Here is a 20,695-nt window from a genome sequence, read left to right as displayed (position 1 = left end):
AACAATTCACAGTAAATGTGATTTGTCACATCAAAAAAACAGGGTGTTTTATTCTGTGAGTTTCTTCGCCAGTTTACGTCCGAGAGATTCCAGAATATAAATGACGGGAATTTGCGTGGTGATGTCGTAGACGCCTGCAATACGCGTCTGAGGAACATGCCAGGAGAGATTAAAGTCCGCCAGTTTTGCGAGACGCGAGTGCTCGTGGCTGGTTATCGAGAGCACCTTGCAGTGATGCAGGCTGAACTGGCTGGCGAAGCGCAGGATCTCCTCGGTCTCGCCCGAGACGGAGAGCACAATCGCCAGCGCATTTTTCGCCATATCATTGGTGACCGGGAAATAAGGATCATCAATATGGTTACTGAATTTCCCGATATTAGAAAAGAAGCGTGCGCCATATTTTGCCAGCGAACCCGATGTTCCGGCACCGACGAATATAATTCGCTCGGACGATAAAATAATATCAACCGCCTTATCTAATAACGCATCGAACTCTTCATTATTCACGCTTTTAAAAAAGCTGATAATTTCACTGGCACCGAAATTCGCCTGCTGGGGCTCGTTCTGTTCAAGATAAAGCTTAAAGCGCACCCGAAATTCAGAATACCCTTCGCAGTTAAGCTTGCGGCAAAAGCGCAGGATAGTGGTGGTTGAGACGTCTGCCGCATCCGCCAGCTCGCGGATGGTCATGTACATCACTTTATCACGATTTTTTATGACATAGTTGTAGACCATCATCTCCAGGTTATTGAGACTGGCAATGGCGGAATGGGTGAACATACTCACAATGGCATAACTCTCATTCTGAACTCATCGTCATATCATAACATGCACCCGGAGGGCAGGATCCATTTTTATACTCTTGATTCATAATGATTAAATTTTTATGTGAACAATTGTTAGGTGAAAGATTTCATTATATCTATGATTTTTAGGTATAAATTTTGAAATGAAATTATTTTAGCTAACAGGTGTTCACTGGAATCATTCTCAGTTAGCATAGTTATGCGATGAATAATCATCTTTTGTTTTCCCGGAGTTTTGTATGGTGAGCAGACCATTAATCGCACAGGGATATTCGCTGGCTGAGGAAGTAGCCAACAGCATCAGCCACGGTATTGGCCTGGTGTTTGGGATTGTCGGTTTAGTGTTATTGCTGGTACAGGCGGTAGACGCCAATGCCAGCGCGATGGCCATTACCAGCTACAGCCTGTATGGCGGGAGTATGATCCTGCTGTTCCTGGCGTCGACGCTGTATCACGCGATCCCGCATCAGCGGGCCAAGATGTGGCTCAAGAAATTTGACCACTGCGCTATCTATCTTCTTATTGCAGGCACCTACACGCCGTTTTTGCTGGTGGGGCTCAACTCACCGCTGTCGCGTGGCCTGATGATTGTTATCTGGAGCCTGGCACTGCTGGGGATCCTGTTTAAGCTGACCATCGCGCACCGGTTTAAGGTGCTGTCACTGGTCACCTATCTGACAATGGGCTGGCTGTCGCTGATTGTGGTGTATCAACTGGCAATCAAACTGTCGGTAGGGGGCGTGACGCTTCTGGCCTTAGGTGGCGTGGTGTACTCGCTCGGCGTGATTTTCTACGTCTGCAAGCGCATCCCATACAACCATGCCATCTGGCACGGCTTTGTGCTTGGCGGCAGCGTATGCCACTTTTTGGCGATCTATTTGTACGTAGGGCAGGCGTAGTTTTTTCCACCGTGCGGGCGGTTGCCCTTACCCCGGCCCTCTCCCAAAGGGAGAGGGAATACACCTGAAGACAATTACTCTTCTAACGAATACGGCAACGGCTCGATGCTCAGCGTTTTCGCATCGTCACGCACGCGGAACACGCTGTCAGCTTCCATATCGTTGTTCATGACGGCCTGAACCAGAAGACTTCCATCATCCAGCTGTACGGCGGCTAACACGGTGCCGGTGCGGCGCCAGTTATCACCCATCTTCAGCTCTAAGTCTTCACCCGCTTCAGGTACACGGCTGGCATGACCCGCCAGCGTCCAGAGCGCTCGTTTGTTTGCCCCGCGGAATTTTGCTCGCGCCACCATCTCCTGGCCGGTGTAACAGCCCTTTTTAAAGCTGATGCCCCCCAGCGCCTGCAGGTTCGTTGCCTGAGGAATGAACTGCGCGCTGTTTGCTGCGTCAATCACCGGCAGACCCGCTTCGATGTTCAGTGCAAGCCACTGCTGACTGTTGTTGAGCTGCGCTTCGCCGCGCAGCGCTTCGGTCACGTGTTCGGCCGTTGCCGCATCCGTGACTAACAGGAAACGCTCCGCCGGGTGTTCAAACCACAGGATGGAGGTCGCGCCTTCGCTGACCACCTGCTTTTCTGCGTCCGGCAGTTCGCTGAAGAGATTTTTCAGCGCCGCTCGCGCCTGGAAACCAGCCACGCCCAGCAGGACATGTTCGTCGTCCGGGGCGATAGTGACTTTGGAAAAGACCGCGTACTTCTTCAGCTCTTTGAGCTGGGCCTCTTGCAGGCTGCGGCGCTCAATAAAGGCAAAGCCGTCCTGACGGCGGAAGAGGCGCAGGTTGCTCCACATTTTGCCTTTTGGGTCGCAATGCGCGGCCAGCAGGTGCTGGTGTTCGGTCATCTGACTGACGTCGGCGGTCACCTGGCCCTGCAGATATTTTTCGGCGTCGGCACCGGTGAGCGTTGCCAGCGCCCAGTCATCAAGAGAAATAAGCGTCAGCGGCAGACGCGCAGAGGCGGCGGGCTGGCGAGGAGAAAATGGTGTAAATGCCATAACGATATCCTGAATTGCTTAACGCTTTGATAATGCCTAATGGTAAAAGAGCCTGCAGGCAATGCAAGCGCTTTCAACAGACCATTTGTGCCCTAAACCGGTTATGCGTAGCGCTACGCAAAATAATGTAATCCGCTGTCTTTGTAGGGATTATTCTGGAAGCCTGCTCGGCGATCGCAATATTCCAGTAATGGAACGGTCAAAAACACGTTACACTAGCTGGTGTCCCCGTAGAGAAATAAAGAACACTGAACGGGGTACCGACTGTGCCAAACGTAATGCAGGAAACTGAACATGGATATTAACAACAAGGCCCGTATTCACTGGGCGTGCCGTCGCGGCATGCGTGAACTTGATATTTCCATCATGCCTTTCTTCGAATATGAGTATGACAGCTTAAGCGACGATGATAAGCGTCTGTTTGTTCGCCTGCTTGAGTCTGACGATCCGGATTTATTCAACTGGCTGATGAACCACGGCAAACCCGCCGACACCGAGTTGCAACGGATGGTGCAATTAATTCAAACACGGAATCGGGAACGTGGTCCTGTGGCAATCTGATCTTCGCGTCTCGTGGCGCTCGCAGTGGATGTCTTTATTGCTCCACGGCCTGGTTGCGGCCTTTGTGTTGCTGATGCCGTGGCCGCTGAGTTATACCCCGCTGTGGCTGTTGTTACTCTCGTTTGTCGTGTTTGACAGCGTACGCAGCCAGCGTCGCATTAATGCCCGTCAGGGAGAGATCAAGCTACTGATGGATTCCCGCCTGCGCTGGCAGGGTAAAGAGTGGGATATTCTTGGTATGCCCTGGATGCTCAACTGCGGCATGATGTTACGGTTACGCAAGGTGGACGGCGGGCGTTGCCAGCATCTGTGGCTGGCGGCTGACAGTATGGATTCTGCCGAGTGGCGAGACCTGCGCCGGATGCTGTTGCAACAGACGACGCAGGGGTAATGCGCGTTAGCTAAACTTTTCTGCCATTTCGCCCAGAATCTGCTCGCACCAGCTTTGCAGGCGCTCATCGCTGAGATCGTACTGGTTGGTTTCATCCAGCGCGAGCCCAACAAACAGCTCGCCGTCGGCAATAATCGGTTTTTTACTGGTGAACTCGTAACCTTCGGTTGGCCAGTAGCCGATAAACGACACTCCTTTCGGTGCCAGTTTGTCATGCAGCATGCCGAGCGCGTCCAGGAACCATTCCCCGTAACCGAGCTGGTCCCCCATGCCGTACATGGCAATGATTTTGCCGTCGAGGTTGACTGAGTCGAGTTGAGCCCAGTTGGCTTCCCAGTCTTCCTGTATCTCACCAAAATCCCAGGTTGGGATGCCAAGGATCAGGACATCGTACTGTTCCATCAGCGCGACCGCGTCATCTTTCAGGTTATGCAACGTCACCAGTTCCGGGCCAATGATGTCGCGAATTTTCTCTGCCGCCATTTCGGTGTAGCAGGTGCTGGAACCATAGAACAGACCAATATTCATCGCGTAACTATCTCAATTCTTGCTTTGACTATGCGCGTAGTGTACCAGAAACCGGTCGCAATCAGGCATAATGGCCTGACTGCAGAATCAAAGGGGCTGATGTGGAAAAGGATCTCGCACTGATCGAACAGTTTCTCGACGCGCTGTGGCTGGAGAAAAATCTGGCCGAGAATACCCTCAGCGCCTACCGTCGCGATCTCACCATGCTGGTGGAGTGGCTTGCGCACCGGGGGTTATCCCTTGCGAGCGCGCAGCGTGACGACCTGCAGGCGCTGCTTGGGGAACGTATTGCAGGGGGCTATAAAGCCACCAGTTCCGCGCGTTTGCTTAGCGCCATGCGTCGGCTGTTCCAGCATCTCTACCGTGAGAAGATTCGCGAAGACGATCCCAGCGCGCTGCTGGCTTCCCCTAAGCTTCCGCAGCGGCTGCCGAAAGATCTCAGCGAAGCACAAGTTGAGAGATTATTACAGTCACCGGCTGTTGACCTGCCGCTGGAGTTACGCGATAAAGCCATGCTTGAGCTATTGTATGCTACCGGCTTGCGCGTTTCGGAACTGGTTGGCCTGACGATGAGCGACATCAGCCTGCGTCAGGGCGTGGTGCGCGTCATTGGTAAAGGAAATAAGGAAAGGCTGGTTCCGCTGGGGGAAGAGGCGGTTTACTGGCTGGAAACGTACCTGGAGCACGGCCGTCCGTGGCTGCTCAATGGTACGTCTATCGACGTCCTGTTTCCGAGCCAGCGCGCCCAGCAGATGACGCGGCAAACGTTCTGGCATCGCATCAAGCATTACGCCACACTGGCGGGTATCGACAGTGAAAAGCTTTCGCCGCACGTATTGCGTCACGCCTTCGCGACGCATCTGTTAAACCACGGCGCTGATTTACGCGTGGTGCAGATGCTGCTGGGGCACAGCGATCTTTCCACGACGCAAATTTACACCCATGTCGCGACGGAACGCCTGCGGCAGCTACACCAACAGCACCACCCTCGTGCGTGAGTGCCGACGAATTGTAACAGGATCACATATGAAAAAGTCTTTCGCGCTGTTCACCCTGCTGGCAGCCTCATTTACCGGTTTCGCCCATGCGGACGATGCCGCCATCAAACAGTCGCTGGCTAAGCTTGGCGTCACCGGCAGCGATATTCAGCCAGCACCGGTCGCTGGGATGAAAACGGTACTGACCAACAGCGGCGTGCTGTACGTAACCGAAGACGGCAAACACATTATTCAGGGGCCAATGTACGACGTGAGCGGCGCGCAGCCGGTGAACGTCACCAACCAGCTGCTGATGAAAAACCTGAACGCGCTCGAAAAAGAGATGATCGTCTATAAAGCGGCGCAGGAAAAACACGTTATTACCGTCTTCACCGACATCACCTGCGGCTACTGCCACAAGCTGCATGAAGAGATGAAAGACTACAACGCGCTGGGCATTACCGTGCGCTATCTGGCCTTCCCACGCGCGGGCGTGCAGAGCCAGCCCGAGCAGGACATGAAGGCTATCTGGTGTGCGAAAGACCGCAACAAAGCGTTTGACGACGCGATGAACGGCAAAGGCGTTAAGCCGGCCTCCTGCGACATTGATATCGCTAACCACTATGCGCTCGGCGTGCAGTTTGGCGTGAGCGGTACGCCTGCGATTGTCCTGAGCAACGGCTATGTCGTTCCGGGCTATCAGGGGCCAAAAGAGATGAAAGAGTTCCTCGACGCGCACCAGAAACAGTTTGGTGGTAAATAATCCGCGTGAAAGCCCCGATAAAATTGCGCCGCCGCGAGGCGGTTGAACCGGTTGATTTGCCAGACGATCTCCCGGCGCTGCTTAAGCGCCTCTACGCCAGCCGCGGCGTGCGTCGCGCTGAGGATCTTGAGCGCAGCGTGAAAGGGATGCTGCCCTGGCAGCAGCTGAGCGGTATCGAAAAAGCTACCGAAATGCTCTACAACGCGCTGCGTGAAGGAACGCGGATTGTGGTGGTAGGGGATTTCGACGCCGACGGCGCAACCAGCACCGCGCTGAGCGTGCTCAGCCTGCGCGCGCTGGGCTGCGATAACGTCACGTATCTGGTGCCTAACCGTTTTGAAGACGGCTATGGCCTCAGCCCGGAAGTGGTCGATCAGGCCCACGCCCGCGGTGCGCAGATGATCATGACCGTCGATAACGGGATCTCCTCCCATGCGGGCGTCGATCATGCCCATGCGTTGGGGATCCCGGTGCTGGTTACCGATCACCACCTGCCGGGCGAAACGCTGCCGGATGCGGAAGCGATTATTAACCCCAACCTGCGCGACTGCGATTTCCCATCGAAATCCCTTGCGGGCGTAGGCGTGGCGTTTTATCTGATGCTGGCGTTACGGACCCTGCTGCGCGATAAGGGCTGGTTCGAATCCCGCGGTATTGCCGTGCCGAACCTGGCCGAATATCTCGATCTGGTGGCGCTGGGCACCGTCGCGGACGTGGTACCGCTCGATACCAATAACCGCATTTTGACCTGGCAGGGCCTAAGCCGCATTCGCGCGGGCAAGTGCCGTCCGGGGATCAAGGCGCTGCTGGAGATTGCTAACCGCGATCCGCTCAAGCTGGCGGCAAGCGATTTGGGCTTTGCCCTCGGCCCGCGTCTTAACGCAGCCGGAAGGCTGGACGATATGTCCGTCGGCGTGGCGCTGCTGCTGTGCGACAACATCGGTGAAGCGCGTGTGCTGGCCAACGAGCTGGACGCGCTGAACCAGACCCGCAAAGAGATTGAGCAGGGGATGCAGGCCGAAGCGCTGACCCTGTGCGAAAAGCTTGAACGCAGCGGCGATACGCTGCCGGGCGGCCTGGCGATGTACCATCCCGAGTGGCATCAGGGCGTTGTCGGCATTCTGGCGTCGCGCATTAAAGAACGTTTCCACCGTCCGGTGATCGCCTTCGCGCCCGCGGGTGACGGCACGCTGAAAGGCTCTGGCCGCTCGATTCAGGGGTTGCACATGCGCGATGCGCTGGAGCGTCTCGATACGCTGTACCCGGGTCTGATGATCAAGTTCGGTGGCCATGCGATGGCGGCAGGCCTGTCGCTGGAAGAGGCGAAATTCGACGAATTCCAGCGGCTGTTTGGTGAGCTTGTCACCGACTGGATTGACCCGGCCCTGCTGCAGGGGGAAGTGGTGTCCGATGGCGAGCTTTCACCGCTTGAGATGACGATGGACGTGGCGCAAATGCTCCGCGATGCCGGCCCGTGGGGGCAGATGTTCCCGGAACCGCTGTTTGACGGTCGTTTCCGTCTGCTGCAGCAGCGCATCGTCGGCGAACGTCATCTGAAGGTGATGGTCGAGCCCGTGGGCGGAGGACCGCTTCTGGACGGCATTGCCTTCAACGTCGATACCTCCATCTGGCCGGATAACGGCGTGCGCGAGGTCGAGCTGGCGTACAAACTGGACATCAACGAGTTTCGCGGTAACCGCACCCTGCAGATCATCATCGACAATATCTGGCCAATTTAGCGGCAGTAATCTCTATAAAAAAGGGCGTGGATTCGGTACAATCCCGCTCTTATCACCGCATTTTGACAAGTCCATAAAAGAAAACAGACCATGTTTGAAATTAATCCGGTAAAAAACCGTATTCAGGACCTCACGGAGCGCTCTGACGTTCTTAGGGGGTATCTTTGACTACGATGCCAAGAAAGAGCGTCTTGAAGAAGTAAACGCCGAGCTGGAACAGCCGGACGTCTGGAACGAACCTGAACGCGCACAGGCGCTGGGTAAAGAGCGTTCCTCTCTCGAAGCTATCGTAGATACGCTGGATCAAATGGCCCAGGGGCTGGAAGATGTTTCCGGTTTACTGGAGCTGGCCGTCGAAGCCGACGACGAAGAAACCTTTAACGAAGCCGTGGCAGAACTCGACGTGCTGGAAGAGAAGCTGGCGCAGCTGGAATTCCGCCGTATGTTCTCCGGCGAATACGACAGCGCTGACTGCTATCTCGATATTCAGGCTGGTTCTGGCGGCACCGAAGCGCAGGACTGGGCCAGCATGCTGACGCGTATGTACCTGCGTTGGGCTGAAGCGCGCGGCTTCAAAACCGAAATCATCGAAGAGTCTGAAGGTGAAGTTGCGGGTCTGAAATCCGTCACCATCAAGATCATTGGCGATTACGCCTACGGCTGGCTGCGTACTGAAACCGGCGTTCACCGCCTGGTGCGTAAGAGCCCGTTCGACTCCGGTGGCCGTCGTCATACCTCCTTCAGCTCCGCGTTTGTTTATCCGGAAGTTGATGAAGATATTGATATCGAAATTAACCCGGCGGACCTGCGTATCGATGTTTATCGCGCATCCGGCGCGGGTGGTCAGCACGTTAACCGTACGGAATCAGCGGTGCGTATTACCCACATTCCAACCGGGCTGGTAACACAGTGCCAGAACGACCGTTCCCAGCATAAGAACAAAGACCAGGCCATGAAGCAGATGAAAGCAAAGCTTTATGAGCTGGAGATGCAGAAGAAAAATGCTGAGAAACAGGCGATGGAAGACAACAAGTCCGACATCGGTTGGGGCAGCCAGATCCGTTCTTACGTCCTTGATGACTCCCGCATCAAAGACCTGCGTACCGGGGTTGAAACCCGCAACACGCAGGCGGTGCTGGACGGCAGCCTGGACCAATTTATCGAAGCAAGTTTGAAAGCAGGGTTATGAGGAACCAACATGTCTGAACAACAAGCACAGGGCGCTGACGCGGTAGTCGATCTTAACAACGAACTGAAAACCCGCCGTGAGAAGCTGGCAGCACTGCGCGAGCAGGGCGTGCCGTTCCCGAACGATTTTCGTCGTGACCACACCTCAGACCAACTGCACGCTGACTTCGACGCTAAAGAGAACGAAGAGCTGGAAGCGCTGAACGTTGAAGTGGCCGTTGCTGGCCGCATGATGACCCGTCGTATCATGGGCAAAGCCTCCTTCGTGACCTTGCAGGACGTGGGCGGCCGTATTCAGCTGTACGTTTCCCGTGACGACCTGCCGGAAGGCATTTACAACGAGCAGTTCAAGAAGTGGGACCTGGGCGATATTCTGGGCGCGAAAGGTAAACTGTTCAAAACCAAAACCGGTGAACTGTCTATCCACTGCACCGAGCTGCGTCTGCTGACCAAAGCCCTGCGCCCGCTGCCGGACAAATTCCACGGCCTGCAGGATCAGGAAGCGCGCTACCGTCAGCGCTACCTGGATCTCATCTCTAACGATGAATCCCGCAAGACCTTCAAAATTCGCTCCCAGATCATGGCCGGTATTCGCCAGTTCATGGTGAACCGCGACTTTATGGAAGTGGAAACCCCAATGATGCAGGTGATCCCTGGCGGCGCGTCTGCGCGTCCGTTCATCACCCATCACAACGCCCTGGACCTGGACATGTACCTGCGTATCGCGCCGGAACTGTACCTGAAGCGTCTGGTGGTCGGTGGTTTCGACCGCGTGTTCGAAATCAACCGTAACTTCCGTAACGAAGGTATCTCCGTTCGTCATAACCCAGAGTTCACCATGATGGAACTCTACATGGCGTATGCAGATTACAAAGATCTGATCGAGCTGACCGAATCCCTGTTCCGCACCCTGGCGCAGGACATTCTGGGTACCACGCAGGTTCCTTACGGTGAAGAAGTCTTCGACTTCGGCAAGCCGTTCGAAAAACTGACCATGCGCGAAGCGATCAAGAAGTACCGTCCGGAAACCAACATGGCGGATCTGGATAACTTCGACTCTGCGAAAGCGATCGCGGAAAGCATCGGTATCAAGGTTGAGAAGAGCTGGGGTCTCGGCCGTATCGTGACCGAGATCTTCGAAGAAGTGGCCGAAGCGCACCTGATTCAGCCGACCTTCATCACCGAATACCCGGCTGAAGTCTCTCCGCTGGCGCGTCGTAATGACGAGAACCCGGAAATCACCGATCGCTTCGAATTCTTCATCGGCGGCCGTGAAATCGGCAACGGCTTTAGCGAGCTGAACGATGCGGAAGACCAGGCTCAGCGCTTCCAGGATCAGGTTGACGCGAAAGCGGCAGGCGACGACGAAGCGATGTTCTTCGACGAAGACTACGTGACCGCGCTGGAGCACGGCCTGCCACCAACGGCGGGTCTGGGTATTGGCATCGACCGTATGGTGATGCTGTTCACCAACAGCCACACCATCCGCGACGTGATCCTGTTCCCGGCGATGCGCCCGGTGAAATAAGGCGTTTAGTTGTCAAAAAAGCCCCGAAAGGGGCTTTTTTATTGCGCCGCGAAGGCTTTGAGTTTTTCGCGGGCGGTTGTCGCTTCCATGACCATCCACGGGCTAAAGGCCCAGGGCGTCGCGTCCAGCGCGCGGAATAACGCGTCCAGCTCAACCCACTGATAGTCCATCACTTCATCTTCGTTTATCGTCACGTCATTGGTGATGCGGGCGGCGAATACCGGGCAAATTTCGTTTTCCACGATCCCGGACGGGTCGGTTTCCCGATAGCGAAATTCAGGGGCGACGGCGGTGATATCGGCCAGCTCAGCGCCCACTTCAAAGCGGCAGCGGCGGATTATCGCCTGGACTGTCTCTTCGCCGGACTGTGGGTGCCCGCAGACGGAGTTGGTCCAGACGCCGGGCCAGGCCTTTTTGCTTAAGGCGCGTCGGGTGATCAGACACTCGCCTTTTGCGTTAAAAAGCCAGGAAGAGAAAGCCAGATGCAGCGGGGTATGTAAGGTGTGCGCGGCATATTTTTCCTGAGTGCCAATCACCATTCCCTGGTCGTTTACCAAAATAACGTGTTCTTGAATACTCATTGATGCTCCAGTGCCAAAATGCCGAGTGGTTCAGCACCATCAGCCGGATCATTATACTGCATTCTTATACGAACGGTTTGGCGCGTAGAGCGGAAAAGGGCATGACCCATATTCGTTTTGGCTGTTATCATAGTACGCCATTCACGCTGACCGAGGATCTGTTTTGTTTGCAGGAAGCCTGACGAGAAATCCCATCATCGCCATTTTTTGCCTGACGCTGACGCTATTGCTGGCGGGCTGTTCAGGGAGCAAATCTTCGGATATGGGTAGCTATTCCGGTTCGGTCTATACCGTTAAGCGCGGGGATACCCTGTATCGAATTTCGCGCGCAACGGGAACCAGCGTGAAGGATCTGGCGCGGCTGAATAACCTCTCGCCGCCCTACACCATCGAGGTGGGGCAGCAGCTGAAGGTTAGCGGCGGATCGTCATCGGGTAAAAAATCCTCTTCGAAAGGCAAAACCGCCAAAGTGACGCCGTCCTATCAGGTGCCTCAATCATCCTGGCCGCCGGTCGGTCAGCGCTGCTGGATCTGGCCTGCCAGCGGTAAAGTGGTCGCCCCTTACTCGCTCTCTGAAGGTGGCAACAAGGGTATTGATATCGCCGCTGCGCGCGGTACGCCGGTTTATGCCTCCGGGGCCGGGAAGGTGGTTTACGTGGGTAACCAGCTGCGCGGCTACGGTAACCTGATCATGATTAAGCATGGTGAAGACTACATCACGGCGTATGCGCACAACGATACGATGCTGGTCAACAACGGGCAGAACGTCAAAGCCGGGCAGAAGATTGCCACCATGGGCAGCACCGGTACGGACGCAGTGAAGCTGCACTTCCAGATTCGCTATAAGGCAACGGCCATCGACCCGCAGCGCTATCTTCCTGCGCCCGGCAGCAAACCGAAGTGCTAAGTGATTATTTAATAGCCGGTTAGTTGTGAATAGGCTTGTATGAAGGTGCGTAAGGTCTATAATGCCTTACGCACCTCAAAGCGGGCGTAGTTCAATGGTAGAACGAGAGCTTCCCAAGCTCTATACGAGGGTTCGATTCCCTTCGCCCGCTCCAGAATTTCCGCTTGTAAACAAGTATTTAAAGCCTTTTCTATCAGGAACTGAAATAGTTACCTATTTTTGTAACCTATGGGTTCTACCATTCTGATCCGCCCTTGGTAACTGTCACGCTAAGTTACATGGTGAGATGACCGTATAACTCAGCGTTGGCGGCAGTTGCATCCTCACACCTCAATAGCAAAACGTGAAGAAAAAGCCCATCCAGGCATCGTTATGTCATCGACAGATTGATCACATGCATTAAAGCCCGACGTGCGGCCTTATGAGCCATGTAAACAGGTATGGTACAAACGATATGTAGGCTCTATCAGCGTTTCAATCACGCTCCGCAAGGGTATACGGTTATCCTGATAAGGTGTGATCCCTCTGACAACCTGATGAAGTCGCTACGCTCCGCTTGTTGTTGTATCACCAACGGGGCTTTATGACTTCTATTGTCCTAAATCTGTTAGTTGCGCGTTTTATGCTCCCTGGATACCCTGATATAAATCATACAAGGAGGACAATTAATGAGCGCACAGGCAGAGGAAGGAACATTACGCCGGATGACGTTAGGCGAGATTGCAATGGCTCGTAGGGTGTTCGGTGATTCGATAGTTTATAGCCGTGTCTGGATTCATTGCGACAGTTATTTACCATTCGGACTACAAAAACAAAACTACGCGATGACTCCAAACGGAGAGTTATGGTACAGAAAGTCGATGTACAGAGAAGACTTTTCCGCAAACTCGATTTTCATCGAAGATAAATATGTTTTCATCCATGAGCTGGGGCATGTCTGGCAACACCAACACGGGCAATGGGTGAGAATGCGGGGAGCTTTTAGCTGGGCAGCTGAATATACCTACAGGCTGGATAAAGAAAAACTCATTGATTACTCTCTTGAACAGCAAGCCTCTATTTTAGCTGATTACTGGTTACTGCTGGTTTATGGGGTCAGTAAGTGGTCTTACTATCAGAGACCAGGGCGCATGGGGATGTACAGGGGCGTAGATTTGTTGCAGGATGTCCCTTCGCTTTACCAGAAAATCGTAACAGGGAAGGGGCGTTAAACATGAAGAACAAAATGTTGCTGGGTGTTGTATTCATCTTAACGGGATGCCCTGGGCCTGGTGATCGAATGGTAGATCGTGAATCTACAACGGCATTAATCAAAGATAATCAAGTTTGTGTGGTGTCACCACTGGAGCCACAGGAACGGATCACTGCTATCCAAATCAACAGCGATAATAGCGACTCTCTTCACAAGATTTTTTATGACAAGCCCGTGTATGTTCAAAAGGGCGGGTGTCTTCCTGTGTTCGGATTTAAGTTTGCACCTGGAGAGCGGTATAACTTCGCGTATGACGTCCAATCTGGTAAATCAGAATCGCATTTAGTCACTGCTGAATTTTCTTATCCCAAAGAATAAGGGGGCAAACCGCCCCTGAATCACCACGGGTTTAACAGAGACCTCAAAGTCATTTATAGATTTACTCCGCCCCGGCAGACGATTCTGCCCTATCTAAAAAAATGAGGATTTTTGGTACGCTGTTCCTGTTTTCTAATGTAAAAAGGCTGCATTACGCAGCCTTTTAAAATTCACCCTTTCGGGAACACCCAAACATGCTTCTCAGGCAGAGAAAGATGGCAGTGCTGCGGATCCCGAACCTCATGCCCATACGCGCGAATGACAAAATCATCCCCCACCGTGCGGAACAGGTACTCCCAGCGGTCGCCGAGATACATGCTGGTGAGCAGCGGCAGCTCAAGTTGATTTTCCCCAGGCCCCTCGACCACCGCCACGCGCTCGACGCGGATCACCGCCGTGGCTTCTTCACCGCTCTGCACCCCTTCACCGGCCTGGCCCCACAGCACCCAGCCTTTTCCTTCGATACGCGCTTTGCCGTCGCGCACATCGGTGACTTTGCCGTGCAGGCGATTGTTGCTGCCCATAAACTCGGCGGTAAACAGCGTTTTCGGCGAGCCGTACATCTCCTGCGGCGTGCCCTGTTGCTCAATTTTGCCGTTGTTAAGCAGCAGGATGCGGTCGGAAATCGACATCGCTTCGTTCTGGTCGTGCGTCACCATCAGCGCCGATAGCCCGAGCTTGATAATCAGCTCGCGCAGGAACACGCGGGCCTCTTCGCGCAGCTTGGCGTCGAGGTTGGAAAGCGGCTCGTCCAGCAAAATCACCGGCGGGTTGTACACCAGCGCCCGGCCAATCGCCACGCGCTGCTGCTGCCCACCGGAGAGCTGGTGCGGGTGACGTTTGCCAAGATGGCCCAGACCAAGCTGGTCCAGCACGTCCTGCACGCGCTGCTGGATCTCTTTGGCCGGGACTTTGCGCAGCTTGAGCGGATAGGCCACGTTCTCAAACACGGTCTTGTGCGGCCACAGGGCATAGGACTGGAATACCAGCCCCAGGTTACGCTCTTCCGCCGGGACCTCGCTGCGCGGCGTGCCGTCGTAAACCTTATTGTTGCCAATAACAATCGACCCCTGGGTCGGTTTTTCCAGACCCGCGACGGCGCGCAGCAGGGTGGTTTTACCGCTGCCGGAGGGGCCTAACAGGGAGACCACTTCGCCGCGCTTCAGGTTCATGGAGACACCTTTTAAAACAGGATTGTCGCCGTAGGTTAAGTGCAGATCGTCAACCGCTAATTCAATCATGTATTTTCACTCCGAAACGAAGGGCAATGCCCAGACCTACCACGACCAGCAGGATGTTAATGAAAGAGAGCGCCGCCACGATATCGATGGCACCCGCGGCCCAGAGGGAAACCAGCATCGAGCCGATGGTTTCCGTGCCGGGTGAAAGCAGGTACACACCCGTTGAATATTCGCGCTCAAAGATTAGGAACATCAGCAGCCACGAACCGATCAGACCGTAGCGGGAAAGCGGAATGGTGACGTGGCGGGTGATCTGCCCGCGCGTCGCCCCGGTACTGCGCGCCGCCTCTTCAAGCTCCGGCCCTACCTGCAGCAGCGTGGAAGAGATCAGCCTCAGCCCGTAAGCCATCCACACCACGGTATAGGCCAGCCAGACGCTGAAAATGGTGCTGCGCAGCGAACGCAGCCAGACGATGACGTTTTCGCGCATCCAGTCGGTCCAGGCGAACCCGGAAAGCCAGCCGGATTTCAGCGAGTTATCCAGCCACATCGGCAGGAACAGGAACACCCACAGGAACGCCAGACCCGCCAGCAGGCCAGGCACGGCGCGAGGCACCAGCACGCTGTAGTCCAGAAAACGCGTGGTGTTGTCCGGCTTGCGGTGCATGGCAATGCCGACAAACAGGTAGCACACCACGGCCAGCGCGCCGCCAATGACGCCAATCGCCATGGAGTTGACGATGGCGCGCAGCAGGTTGGGCTGCGCCCAGATGGTGCGGAAGGTGTTCAGAGAAAGCTCGTCCCACAGCGAAACGCCCACGCCCCAGTTGGAGATAAACGCGCGCAATACCACGCCGAGCAGCGGAACGCCGATGGTGACGGTGAGCCAGAAGGCAATCACTCCGCCAGCCACCCAGCGCCATTTACCCAGCGGCAGCGCGCGGGCCTGCGAGGCTTTGCCCTTCATGGTGACGAAGCGGTTGGCGGTGCGCATCAGGCGACGCTGGAGCATCACCAGCGGGATGGTGATGCATATCAGCACCACGGCAACCGCCGCCATCAGGTTATAGGATGGGGTGCCCATCTTGTTCGTCAGCTTATAAAGATAGGTCGCCAGCACCATGTTGCCTTCCGGGTCGCCGAGGACCAGCATCAGGCCGAACACTTCCAGCCCGAGGAAGAACAGCAGCACGGTGGCGTACAGAATGGACGGGCGCACCATCGGCAGGCTGACGGAGGTCATCACCTGCCAGGGCGACGCGCCCGCTGTGCGCGCGGCTTCTTCCACATCGGAGCCCACGCTGCGCAGCGCAGACGAGATATACAGATAGGCGTGCGGGACGTGCGTCAGGCCGGCGATGACCACAATGCTCGACATGTCGTAGATATTCCACGGCACAAAGCCAATCAGCGCCTGAGCCCACTGGGAGAGAAAGCCCACCGGACCGGCGGCCACCACGTAGCCAAAGCCCAGCACCATCGGTGAAACGAAAATCGGGACCAGGATCAGCGGCTCAATCAGCCGGCGGCCGGGCAGGTCGGTACGCACCATCAGAAACGCCAGCACGCCGCCCAGCGGGATGGAGATAAAGACCAGCCCGAAAGCAAGAATAAAGCCGCTTTTCAGGGCCTTATAAAAATCAGGGTCGGTGAAAATAAACTCAAACGATTCAAAGCTCCACTCTTTTGACGGCGAAAAGAACGGGGCGGACAGGAAGCTCTGTATCACGATAAACGACAGCGGCGTATAGATAACCAGGGCGGTTATCAGCACGACGATGCCTCGCGGCAGGCTTTGCCACTTTCTGCGTAATGTATTCATGGGGTATCCCTGGTGTTGCAGCCCAGAAAAACGAACTCAGTCGATAAGGGAGCGCGGCGGCCTGCGCCGCACTCAGACGCTTATTTACCGGCGGCGGTACGCCACTCTTTGATGTACTCCAGGCGTTTTTTCGGCTGCAGGTATTCCAGCAGCGTTTCATCAACCGGAATTGGCTTCAGCGCGTTGCCGAGGATTTTGGTCAGGCCGTCGATATCATTTTTCCCTTCGATATCGTTACGAATGGAGGGAATATCCGCCTGACTGGCCAGAATACTTTGCCCTTGCTCAGACAGCACATAGTCCAGCCACAGCTTCGCGGCGTTGCTGTTTTGCGATTGCTGACTGATGAACGACACGCGCGACAGCACCAGGGTGTAATCTTTTGGATAGGAGATGCCGAGCGACGGATCGTTCTTCGCACGCGCTTCCGCGTAGGAACCGAGGATGTTGAAGCCGATCAGGTTTTCACCGGAGGAGACGCGCTCCATCATGGTGCCGGTAGAGGACTGCACCGATAAGCCACCTTTGGCGACGTCGGCCAGGGTTTTGAAGTAATTAGGATCGGCGTTGTGATCCTGAACTGAGAGCATAAAGCCCAGACCCGATTTTTCGATGTCGTAGGTGGTGACTTTGCCCTTGAATTTATCCGTCTGGCTGGCAATCAGCTTCGCCAGCGCGGCGTGAGAATCCGGCACGTCGCCGGCCGGGATCAGGCGCTTGTTGTAGATGAAGACCACCGGCTCATAGGTAGTGCCATAAGCCTTATCTTTCCAGACCGCCCATTTCGGCAGCTGGCTTTGCTCCGGCGATTTATACTCCATGGCGTAGTCGGTGGCGAGCTTCAGGCCGGTGTCCATAGAGGAGCTCCAGACCACGTCGCCGCTCACCCCACCGGAGGCCTGTTCGCTGATAAAACGGTTGTACAGCTCGGTGCTGTTCATGTCGTTATATTCAACTTTAATGCCCGGGTAGGTTTTTTCGAAGCCCTGGATCAGCGGCCCGGCGGCCTTAATGTCGGTGGTGGAGTAAATAACAACCTTGCCCTCTTTCGTTGCGGCATCAACAACTTTTTGATACTCAGCAGGATAGCCCTGCGGCAGGGCAGAAAGTGCAGAAGCAGAGAACAATACAGTAGCGGTAAGCAGAGAAATTCGGAACGTGTTCGACATTATAGTTAACCTTTTAGTTACATTTGAGGAACTAATTGTCAACATAGCGTATCGGGCTCCACCCACAAGAGGGTGAAGCGGGCAATGATTCCGAAGTGTGATTGTCGCCGTCGTTTCAGCAATTAACACCATAAAATCCGCGAACGTTAGCCAACGAACGGTTACGGATCACGGTTTATCGGGCGCTTTGCGGTATAACCTGCGCGGATGACCAATATTGCCGTACAGCATTTCAATGCTGATTAACCCGCTCTCCACGCAGTATTCAAGGTAGCGACGCCCCGTGGTTTTGCTGATCCCCACGCTTTCCACCACCTCTTCAACCGACATCGCGGTGTCGGGATACTCGGCGAACAGGCATTTAATCCGTTCCAGCGTCTGGGGTTCAATGCCCTTCGTCGACGGCGTAATGGAGGCTTCCGCGGCGGGAAGATTAAACAGGCGATCCAGCGCATGCTGGTCGACCACCTTCACCTGCTGCACGGTGTGGATGAAGCGCATAAACCGTTCCAGCGAGGCGTGCAGGCGCTGGAAAAAGACGGGCTTAATCAGGTAGTCAAACGCGCCGCTGCGCATGGCGTGGCTGCAGGTCTGCATATCGCTGGCGGCGGTGATGAAGATCACCGAGCATTCATAGCTTTTCAGCAGCGGATTATCGATGAGCTCCACGCCTTTACCGTCCGGGAGATAGTTGTCCAGCAGGATCAGCCGCGGCTGATGCTGACGAATCAGGCTGCATGCCTGCTCAATCGACGCGGCGATGCCCACCACGCGCAAATGAAAATTCTGCTCAATATACTCGCGATGCAGCTCCGCCAGGTGCGGCTCATCTTCAACGATCACAACGTCAAGTGGTCGGGTCATGCTTTTGTCCATTCGGGATAAACACAGAAAAAATAGTGCCCTGCGGGGTGTTGTCGGCAATCTCAATGCTGCCGCCGACCTTGTCGATATATCCTGCCACCAGGAACAGGCCGATACCGTGCTCGGTACCCACAATGTCGTTTTCGCTGTTCGGCTTACTGCTGAATCCCTGGCGGAAAATGTGCGGCTTCAACGCATCGTCCACCCCGCAGCCCCGGTCAGCCACCTCGATCAGCAGCTCCTGGTTACGATCAGAAATGTAGAGCTCTACCGGCGCGTGAACCGGGGCGTTGAGGGTCGCCTCCACGGCGTTGTCCAGCAGGTTACCAATAATGGACATCAGCTCCGTTTCACTCAGCGCGGCAGGCATGCGGGTGAGCTGGCAGGCGGGGTCAAACAGCAGCTCGATGCCTTTTTCGCGCGCGCTGACGTATTTTCCGAGCAGCAGCCCGCACAGCGCCGGGGAGACAAAATGGGCTGAGACAAAGTCCAGCACGCGCTGCGCGCCTTCTGACTGTACCTGAATGTAGCGGATCGCCTCGTCATAGTGCTTCATCTGCAGCAGCCCCACCAGCGTGGCGGTCCAGTTCAGCTGTTCGTGGCGCATAATGCGCAGGTTATCCGCATAGCGTTTGATCTGGCTGAGCTGGCTGCTGAGCGTGTTGATGTCATTTTTGTCGCGAAAGCTGTACACCCAACCGCTTTCAACGCCCGGTTCGACCTCAATCGCTACCCGGTTGACGATCACCTCGCGCTGGTTCAGCACCGCAATCTGGTCATGGCTGCCGCTGCTTACCGAGGCGTAGCGCTGGGATAAAAAGCCCGGCGCCGTCTGCAGAATGTCTTCCAGCGGTTTACCGATAAGCTCTTTCTCACTTTGCCGAATATCCAGCATTTCGCGTGCCGCGCGGTTAATTAAAATCAGCTGCTTCTCGCCATTAACGGCAAATACGCCTTCGTACATGGCTTCTAATAGCGCGCGCTGCTGCAAAACCAGCTGAGCGATATCTTTCGGCTCCAGCCGGAACATCTGTTTTTTTAAATTGCGGGTAAACAGCCAGGAGAAAATAAACAGCAGCAGCAGAAGCGCTGCGCCGTAAAGCCCGGCCTGCCAGAGAATGCGGGCGTTAATATTGGCAATATACGACGTCAGATAGCCGACCGAGACAATGCCAATCACCTGGTGCTGCGCGTTAAAAATCGGCGCTTTGCTGCGCAGTGAAACCCCAATTCCGCCCTGACGCACAGAAATAATGGTTTTACCCTTTAACACCTCCGCATTATCGCCGCCGATCATCGGTAAATTAATCCGCTCCGGGGATTCCGAATGATAAAGGTGCTGTTCCTCGGTATCGCCAATCACAATGTAGCTGGCATCGCTTTCGGCGCGCAGCGGCTGAATTAAGCGGGCTATTCCCGGAATATCCCTGGCCGCAACCATTGCCGCCAGACCCGGCATCAGCGCGATCTGGCTGGCCTGAACCCGGGCGCGTTGGCCGAGATCGTGGTGGAGCTGTCGGTCAATAAAATGGAACAGGATTGTTCCCAGCAGAACTAACAGCAGGCAGGAGAAGCACACCAGCGCTAAAAACAGCTTTACCTGAAAAGAGAGTCTGCGTTTCATTCAACCTGCGGAAGTTATGTAAAAGTGACATTTGCCGAGCCTGACATGGGCCAATAGCGGACGCAATCTGGCGAGAAAAGAGTTGTGACCTGGCTTTTCGTTTTCGGCGTTATACCCTAAATAATTCGAGTTGCGGGAAGGCGGCAAGGGAACGAATCCCCGGGAGCGTACATAAGTACGTGACTGGGGTGAGTGAGTGCAGCCAACGCACCTGCAGCTTGAAGTATGACGGGTATATAGCCATCAGGATCCCGTAAGGCTATGCTTCATTCAGCACGATAATAATTACAGAGGCAATGTCATGGATAAAGAACTACTGGATGCGGGTTACCGGGCCTATACCGGCGAGAAAATTGACGTTTACTTCAATACCGGGATCTGCAAACACTCAGGTAACTGCGTGCGTGGCAGCGCTAAGCTGTTTAATCTGAAACGTAAGCCGTGGATCATTCCCGATGAAGTGGACGTTGAAACGGTTGTACGCGTAATTGATACCTGCCCGAGCGGTGCGCTGAAGTATCGCCAAAAATAAGCGAGGAACC

Annotated in this window: 21 protein-coding genes and 1 tRNA gene; 13 read left to right on the top strand and 9 right to left on the bottom strand. The window is 55.0% G+C overall.

Annotated elements, in window-relative coordinates:
* Positions 1 to 48: 48 nt before the first annotated feature.
* Positions 49 to 780, bottom strand: coding sequence for a MurR/RpiR family transcriptional regulator (locus F0320_RS17700; RefSeq protein WP_047650199.1), 732 nt, complete (start codon positions 778 to 780; stop codon positions 49 to 51).
* A 265-nt stretch (positions 781 to 1,045) separates the two neighbouring features.
* Between F0320_RS17700 and trhA the strand changes: the two genes are divergently transcribed.
* Positions 1,046 to 1,705 carry a PAQR family membrane homeostasis protein TrhA gene (gene trhA, locus F0320_RS17695; RefSeq protein ID WP_047650200.1) on the top strand — a complete coding sequence of 220 codons (660 nt, stop codon included), beginning with the start codon at positions 1,046 to 1,048 and terminating at the stop codon, positions 1,703 to 1,705.
* Between the two features lie 74 nt (positions 1,706 to 1,779).
* On the opposite strand, the gene ygfZ is transcribed toward trhA, so the two are convergent.
* Positions 1,780 to 2,760, bottom strand: a complete 981-nt coding sequence (gene ygfZ, locus F0320_RS17690; RefSeq protein WP_126329711.1) for a tRNA-modifying protein YgfZ — start codon at positions 2,758 to 2,760, stop codon at positions 1,780 to 1,782.
* A gap of 294 nt (positions 2,761 to 3,054) precedes the next feature.
* On the opposite strand from ygfZ, the gene sdhE reads away from it, so the two are divergent.
* Together sdhE and F0320_RS17680 are read left to right on the top strand one after the other, a co-directional pair.
* On the top strand, positions 3,055 to 3,321 hold the full coding sequence (gene sdhE / locus F0320_RS17685; protein ID WP_010435322.1) for an FAD assembly factor SdhE: 267 nt from the start codon (positions 3,055 to 3,057) through the stop codon (positions 3,319 to 3,321).
* The gene (locus F0320_RS17680) at positions 3,302 to 3,712 is read left to right on the top strand and encodes a protein YgfX (protein ID WP_126329709.1); all 411 of its coding nucleotides are present in this window, start codon (positions 3,302 to 3,304) and stop codon (positions 3,710 to 3,712) included. Before sdhE ends, F0320_RS17680 begins: the two co-directional genes overlap by 20 nt.
* A 6-nt stretch (positions 3,713 to 3,718) precedes the next feature.
* Here the strand turns inward: F0320_RS17680 and fldB are convergent, their stop codons facing one another.
* Positions 3,719 to 4,240 carry a flavodoxin FldB gene (gene fldB, locus F0320_RS17675; protein WP_126329707.1) on the bottom strand — a complete coding sequence of 174 codons (522 nt, stop codon included), beginning with the start codon at positions 4,238 to 4,240 and terminating at the stop codon, positions 3,719 to 3,721.
* Positions 4,241 to 4,341: 101 nt separating this feature from the next.
* Here fldB and xerD point away from each other — a divergent pair, with 101 nt between their 5' ends.
* The 5 genes from xerD to lysS all read left to right on the top strand — a co-directional run bounded on the left by xerD (position 4,342) and on the right by lysS (position 10,435).
* Positions 4,342 to 5,238: a site-specific tyrosine recombinase XerD gene (gene xerD, locus F0320_RS17670; protein ID WP_023309098.1), complete on the top strand. Its 897-nt coding sequence runs from the start codon at positions 4,342 to 4,344 to the stop codon at positions 5,236 to 5,238.
* Between the two features lie 28 nt (positions 5,239 to 5,266).
* Positions 5,267 to 5,980, top strand: a complete 714-nt coding sequence (gene dsbC / locus F0320_RS17665) for a bifunctional protein-disulfide isomerase/oxidoreductase DsbC (protein ID WP_029740340.1) — start codon at positions 5,267 to 5,269, stop codon at positions 5,978 to 5,980.
* Positions 5,981 to 5,985: 5 nt separating this feature from the next.
* Positions 5,986 to 7,719, top strand: coding sequence for a single-stranded-DNA-specific exonuclease RecJ (recJ, locus tag F0320_RS17660; protein WP_126329705.1), 1,734 nt, complete (start codon positions 5,986 to 5,988; stop codon positions 7,717 to 7,719).
* A 90-nt stretch (positions 7,720 to 7,809) separates the two neighbouring features.
* Positions 7,810 to 8,908, top strand: a protein-coding gene (gene prfB, locus F0320_RS17655; protein ID WP_096151315.1) for a peptide chain release factor 2 whose coding sequence is annotated in 2 segments (ribosomal slippage) — positions 7,810 to 7,884 and positions 7,886 to 8,908 — 1,098 coding nt in all. Because the reading frame shifts where the segments join, the coding sequence is not laid out codon by codon here.
* Between the two features lie 9 nt (positions 8,909 to 8,917).
* Positions 8,918 to 10,435 carry a lysine--tRNA ligase gene (gene lysS, locus F0320_RS17650; protein ID WP_023309094.1) on the top strand — a complete coding sequence of 506 codons (1,518 nt, stop codon included), beginning with the start codon at positions 8,918 to 8,920 and terminating at the stop codon, positions 10,433 to 10,435.
* Between the two features lie 38 nt (positions 10,436 to 10,473).
* Here the strand turns inward: lysS and idi are convergent, their stop codons facing one another.
* Complete coding sequence (idi, locus tag F0320_RS17645) at positions 10,474 to 11,016, bottom strand: isopentenyl-diphosphate Delta-isomerase (protein ID WP_126329703.1); 543 nt, start codon at positions 11,014 to 11,016, stop codon at positions 10,474 to 10,476.
* A gap of 163 nt (positions 11,017 to 11,179) precedes the next feature.
* On the opposite strand from idi, the gene actS reads away from it, so the two are divergent.
* The 4 genes from actS (at position 11,180) to F0320_RS17625 (ending at position 13,493) form a co-directional block, all read left to right on the top strand.
* Complete coding sequence (actS, locus tag F0320_RS17640; RefSeq protein ID WP_126329701.1) at positions 11,180 to 11,923, top strand: amidase activator ActS; 744 nt, start codon at positions 11,180 to 11,182, stop codon at positions 11,921 to 11,923.
* Positions 11,924 to 12,003: 80 nt separating this feature from the next.
* Positions 12,004 to 12,077, top strand: a tRNA-Gly gene (locus F0320_RS17635).
* Between the two features lie 514 nt (positions 12,078 to 12,591).
* Complete coding sequence (locus F0320_RS17630; RefSeq protein ID WP_126329699.1) at positions 12,592 to 13,134, top strand: type IV secretion protein Rhs; 543 nt, start codon at positions 12,592 to 12,594, stop codon at positions 13,132 to 13,134.
* A gap of 2 nt (positions 13,135 to 13,136) precedes the next feature.
* Positions 13,137 to 13,493, top strand: a complete 357-nt coding sequence (locus F0320_RS17625; RefSeq protein ID WP_126329697.1) for a putative T6SS immunity periplasmic lipoprotein — start codon at positions 13,137 to 13,139, stop codon at positions 13,491 to 13,493.
* Between the two features lie 170 nt (positions 13,494 to 13,663).
* Here the strand turns inward: F0320_RS17625 and F0320_RS17620 are convergent, their stop codons facing one another.
* From F0320_RS17620 to F0320_RS17600, 5 genes are all read right to left on the bottom strand, one after another.
* Positions 13,664 to 14,734, bottom strand: a complete 1,071-nt coding sequence (locus tag F0320_RS17620) for an ABC transporter ATP-binding protein (RefSeq protein WP_126329695.1) — start codon at positions 14,732 to 14,734, stop codon at positions 13,664 to 13,666.
* The gene (locus F0320_RS17615; RefSeq protein WP_023309073.1) at positions 14,727 to 16,496 is read right to left on the bottom strand and encodes an ABC transporter permease; all 1,770 of its coding nucleotides are present in this window, start codon (positions 16,494 to 16,496) and stop codon (positions 14,727 to 14,729) included. Before F0320_RS17615 ends, F0320_RS17620 begins: the two co-directional genes overlap by 8 nt.
* Positions 16,497 to 16,576: 80 nt before the next feature.
* Positions 16,577 to 17,665 (bottom strand): ABC transporter substrate-binding protein, encoded by a 1,089-nt coding sequence (locus F0320_RS17610; protein ID WP_045355601.1) that lies wholly within the window; start codon positions 17,663 to 17,665, stop codon positions 16,577 to 16,579.
* Between the two features lie 168 nt (positions 17,666 to 17,833).
* Complete coding sequence (locus F0320_RS17605) at positions 17,834 to 18,529, bottom strand: response regulator (RefSeq protein WP_047650212.1); 696 nt, start codon at positions 18,527 to 18,529, stop codon at positions 17,834 to 17,836.
* Positions 18,513 to 20,153: an ATP-binding protein gene (locus F0320_RS17600; RefSeq protein WP_126329692.1), complete on the bottom strand. Its 1,641-nt coding sequence runs from the start codon at positions 20,151 to 20,153 to the stop codon at positions 18,513 to 18,515. Before F0320_RS17600 ends, F0320_RS17605 begins: the two co-directional genes overlap by 17 nt.
* 301 nt (positions 20,154 to 20,454) lie before the next feature.
* Here F0320_RS17600 and yjdI point away from each other — a divergent pair, with 301 nt between their 5' ends.
* A complete protein-coding gene (yjdI, locus tag F0320_RS17595; protein WP_008499689.1) occupies positions 20,455 to 20,685 on the top strand; it encodes a 4Fe-4S mono-cluster protein YjdI in 231 nt (76 codons plus the stop codon).
* Positions 20,686 to 20,695 lie beyond the last annotated feature (10 nt).

Origin of the sequence: Enterobacter dykesii (genome assembly GCF_008364625.2) — a bacterium.
Lineage (GTDB): Bacteria > Pseudomonadota > Gammaproteobacteria > Enterobacterales > Enterobacteriaceae > Enterobacter > Enterobacter dykesii.
Note: the sequence above shows the minus strand (reverse complement) of the source record. Positions and strands in the feature narration are given on the sequence as shown.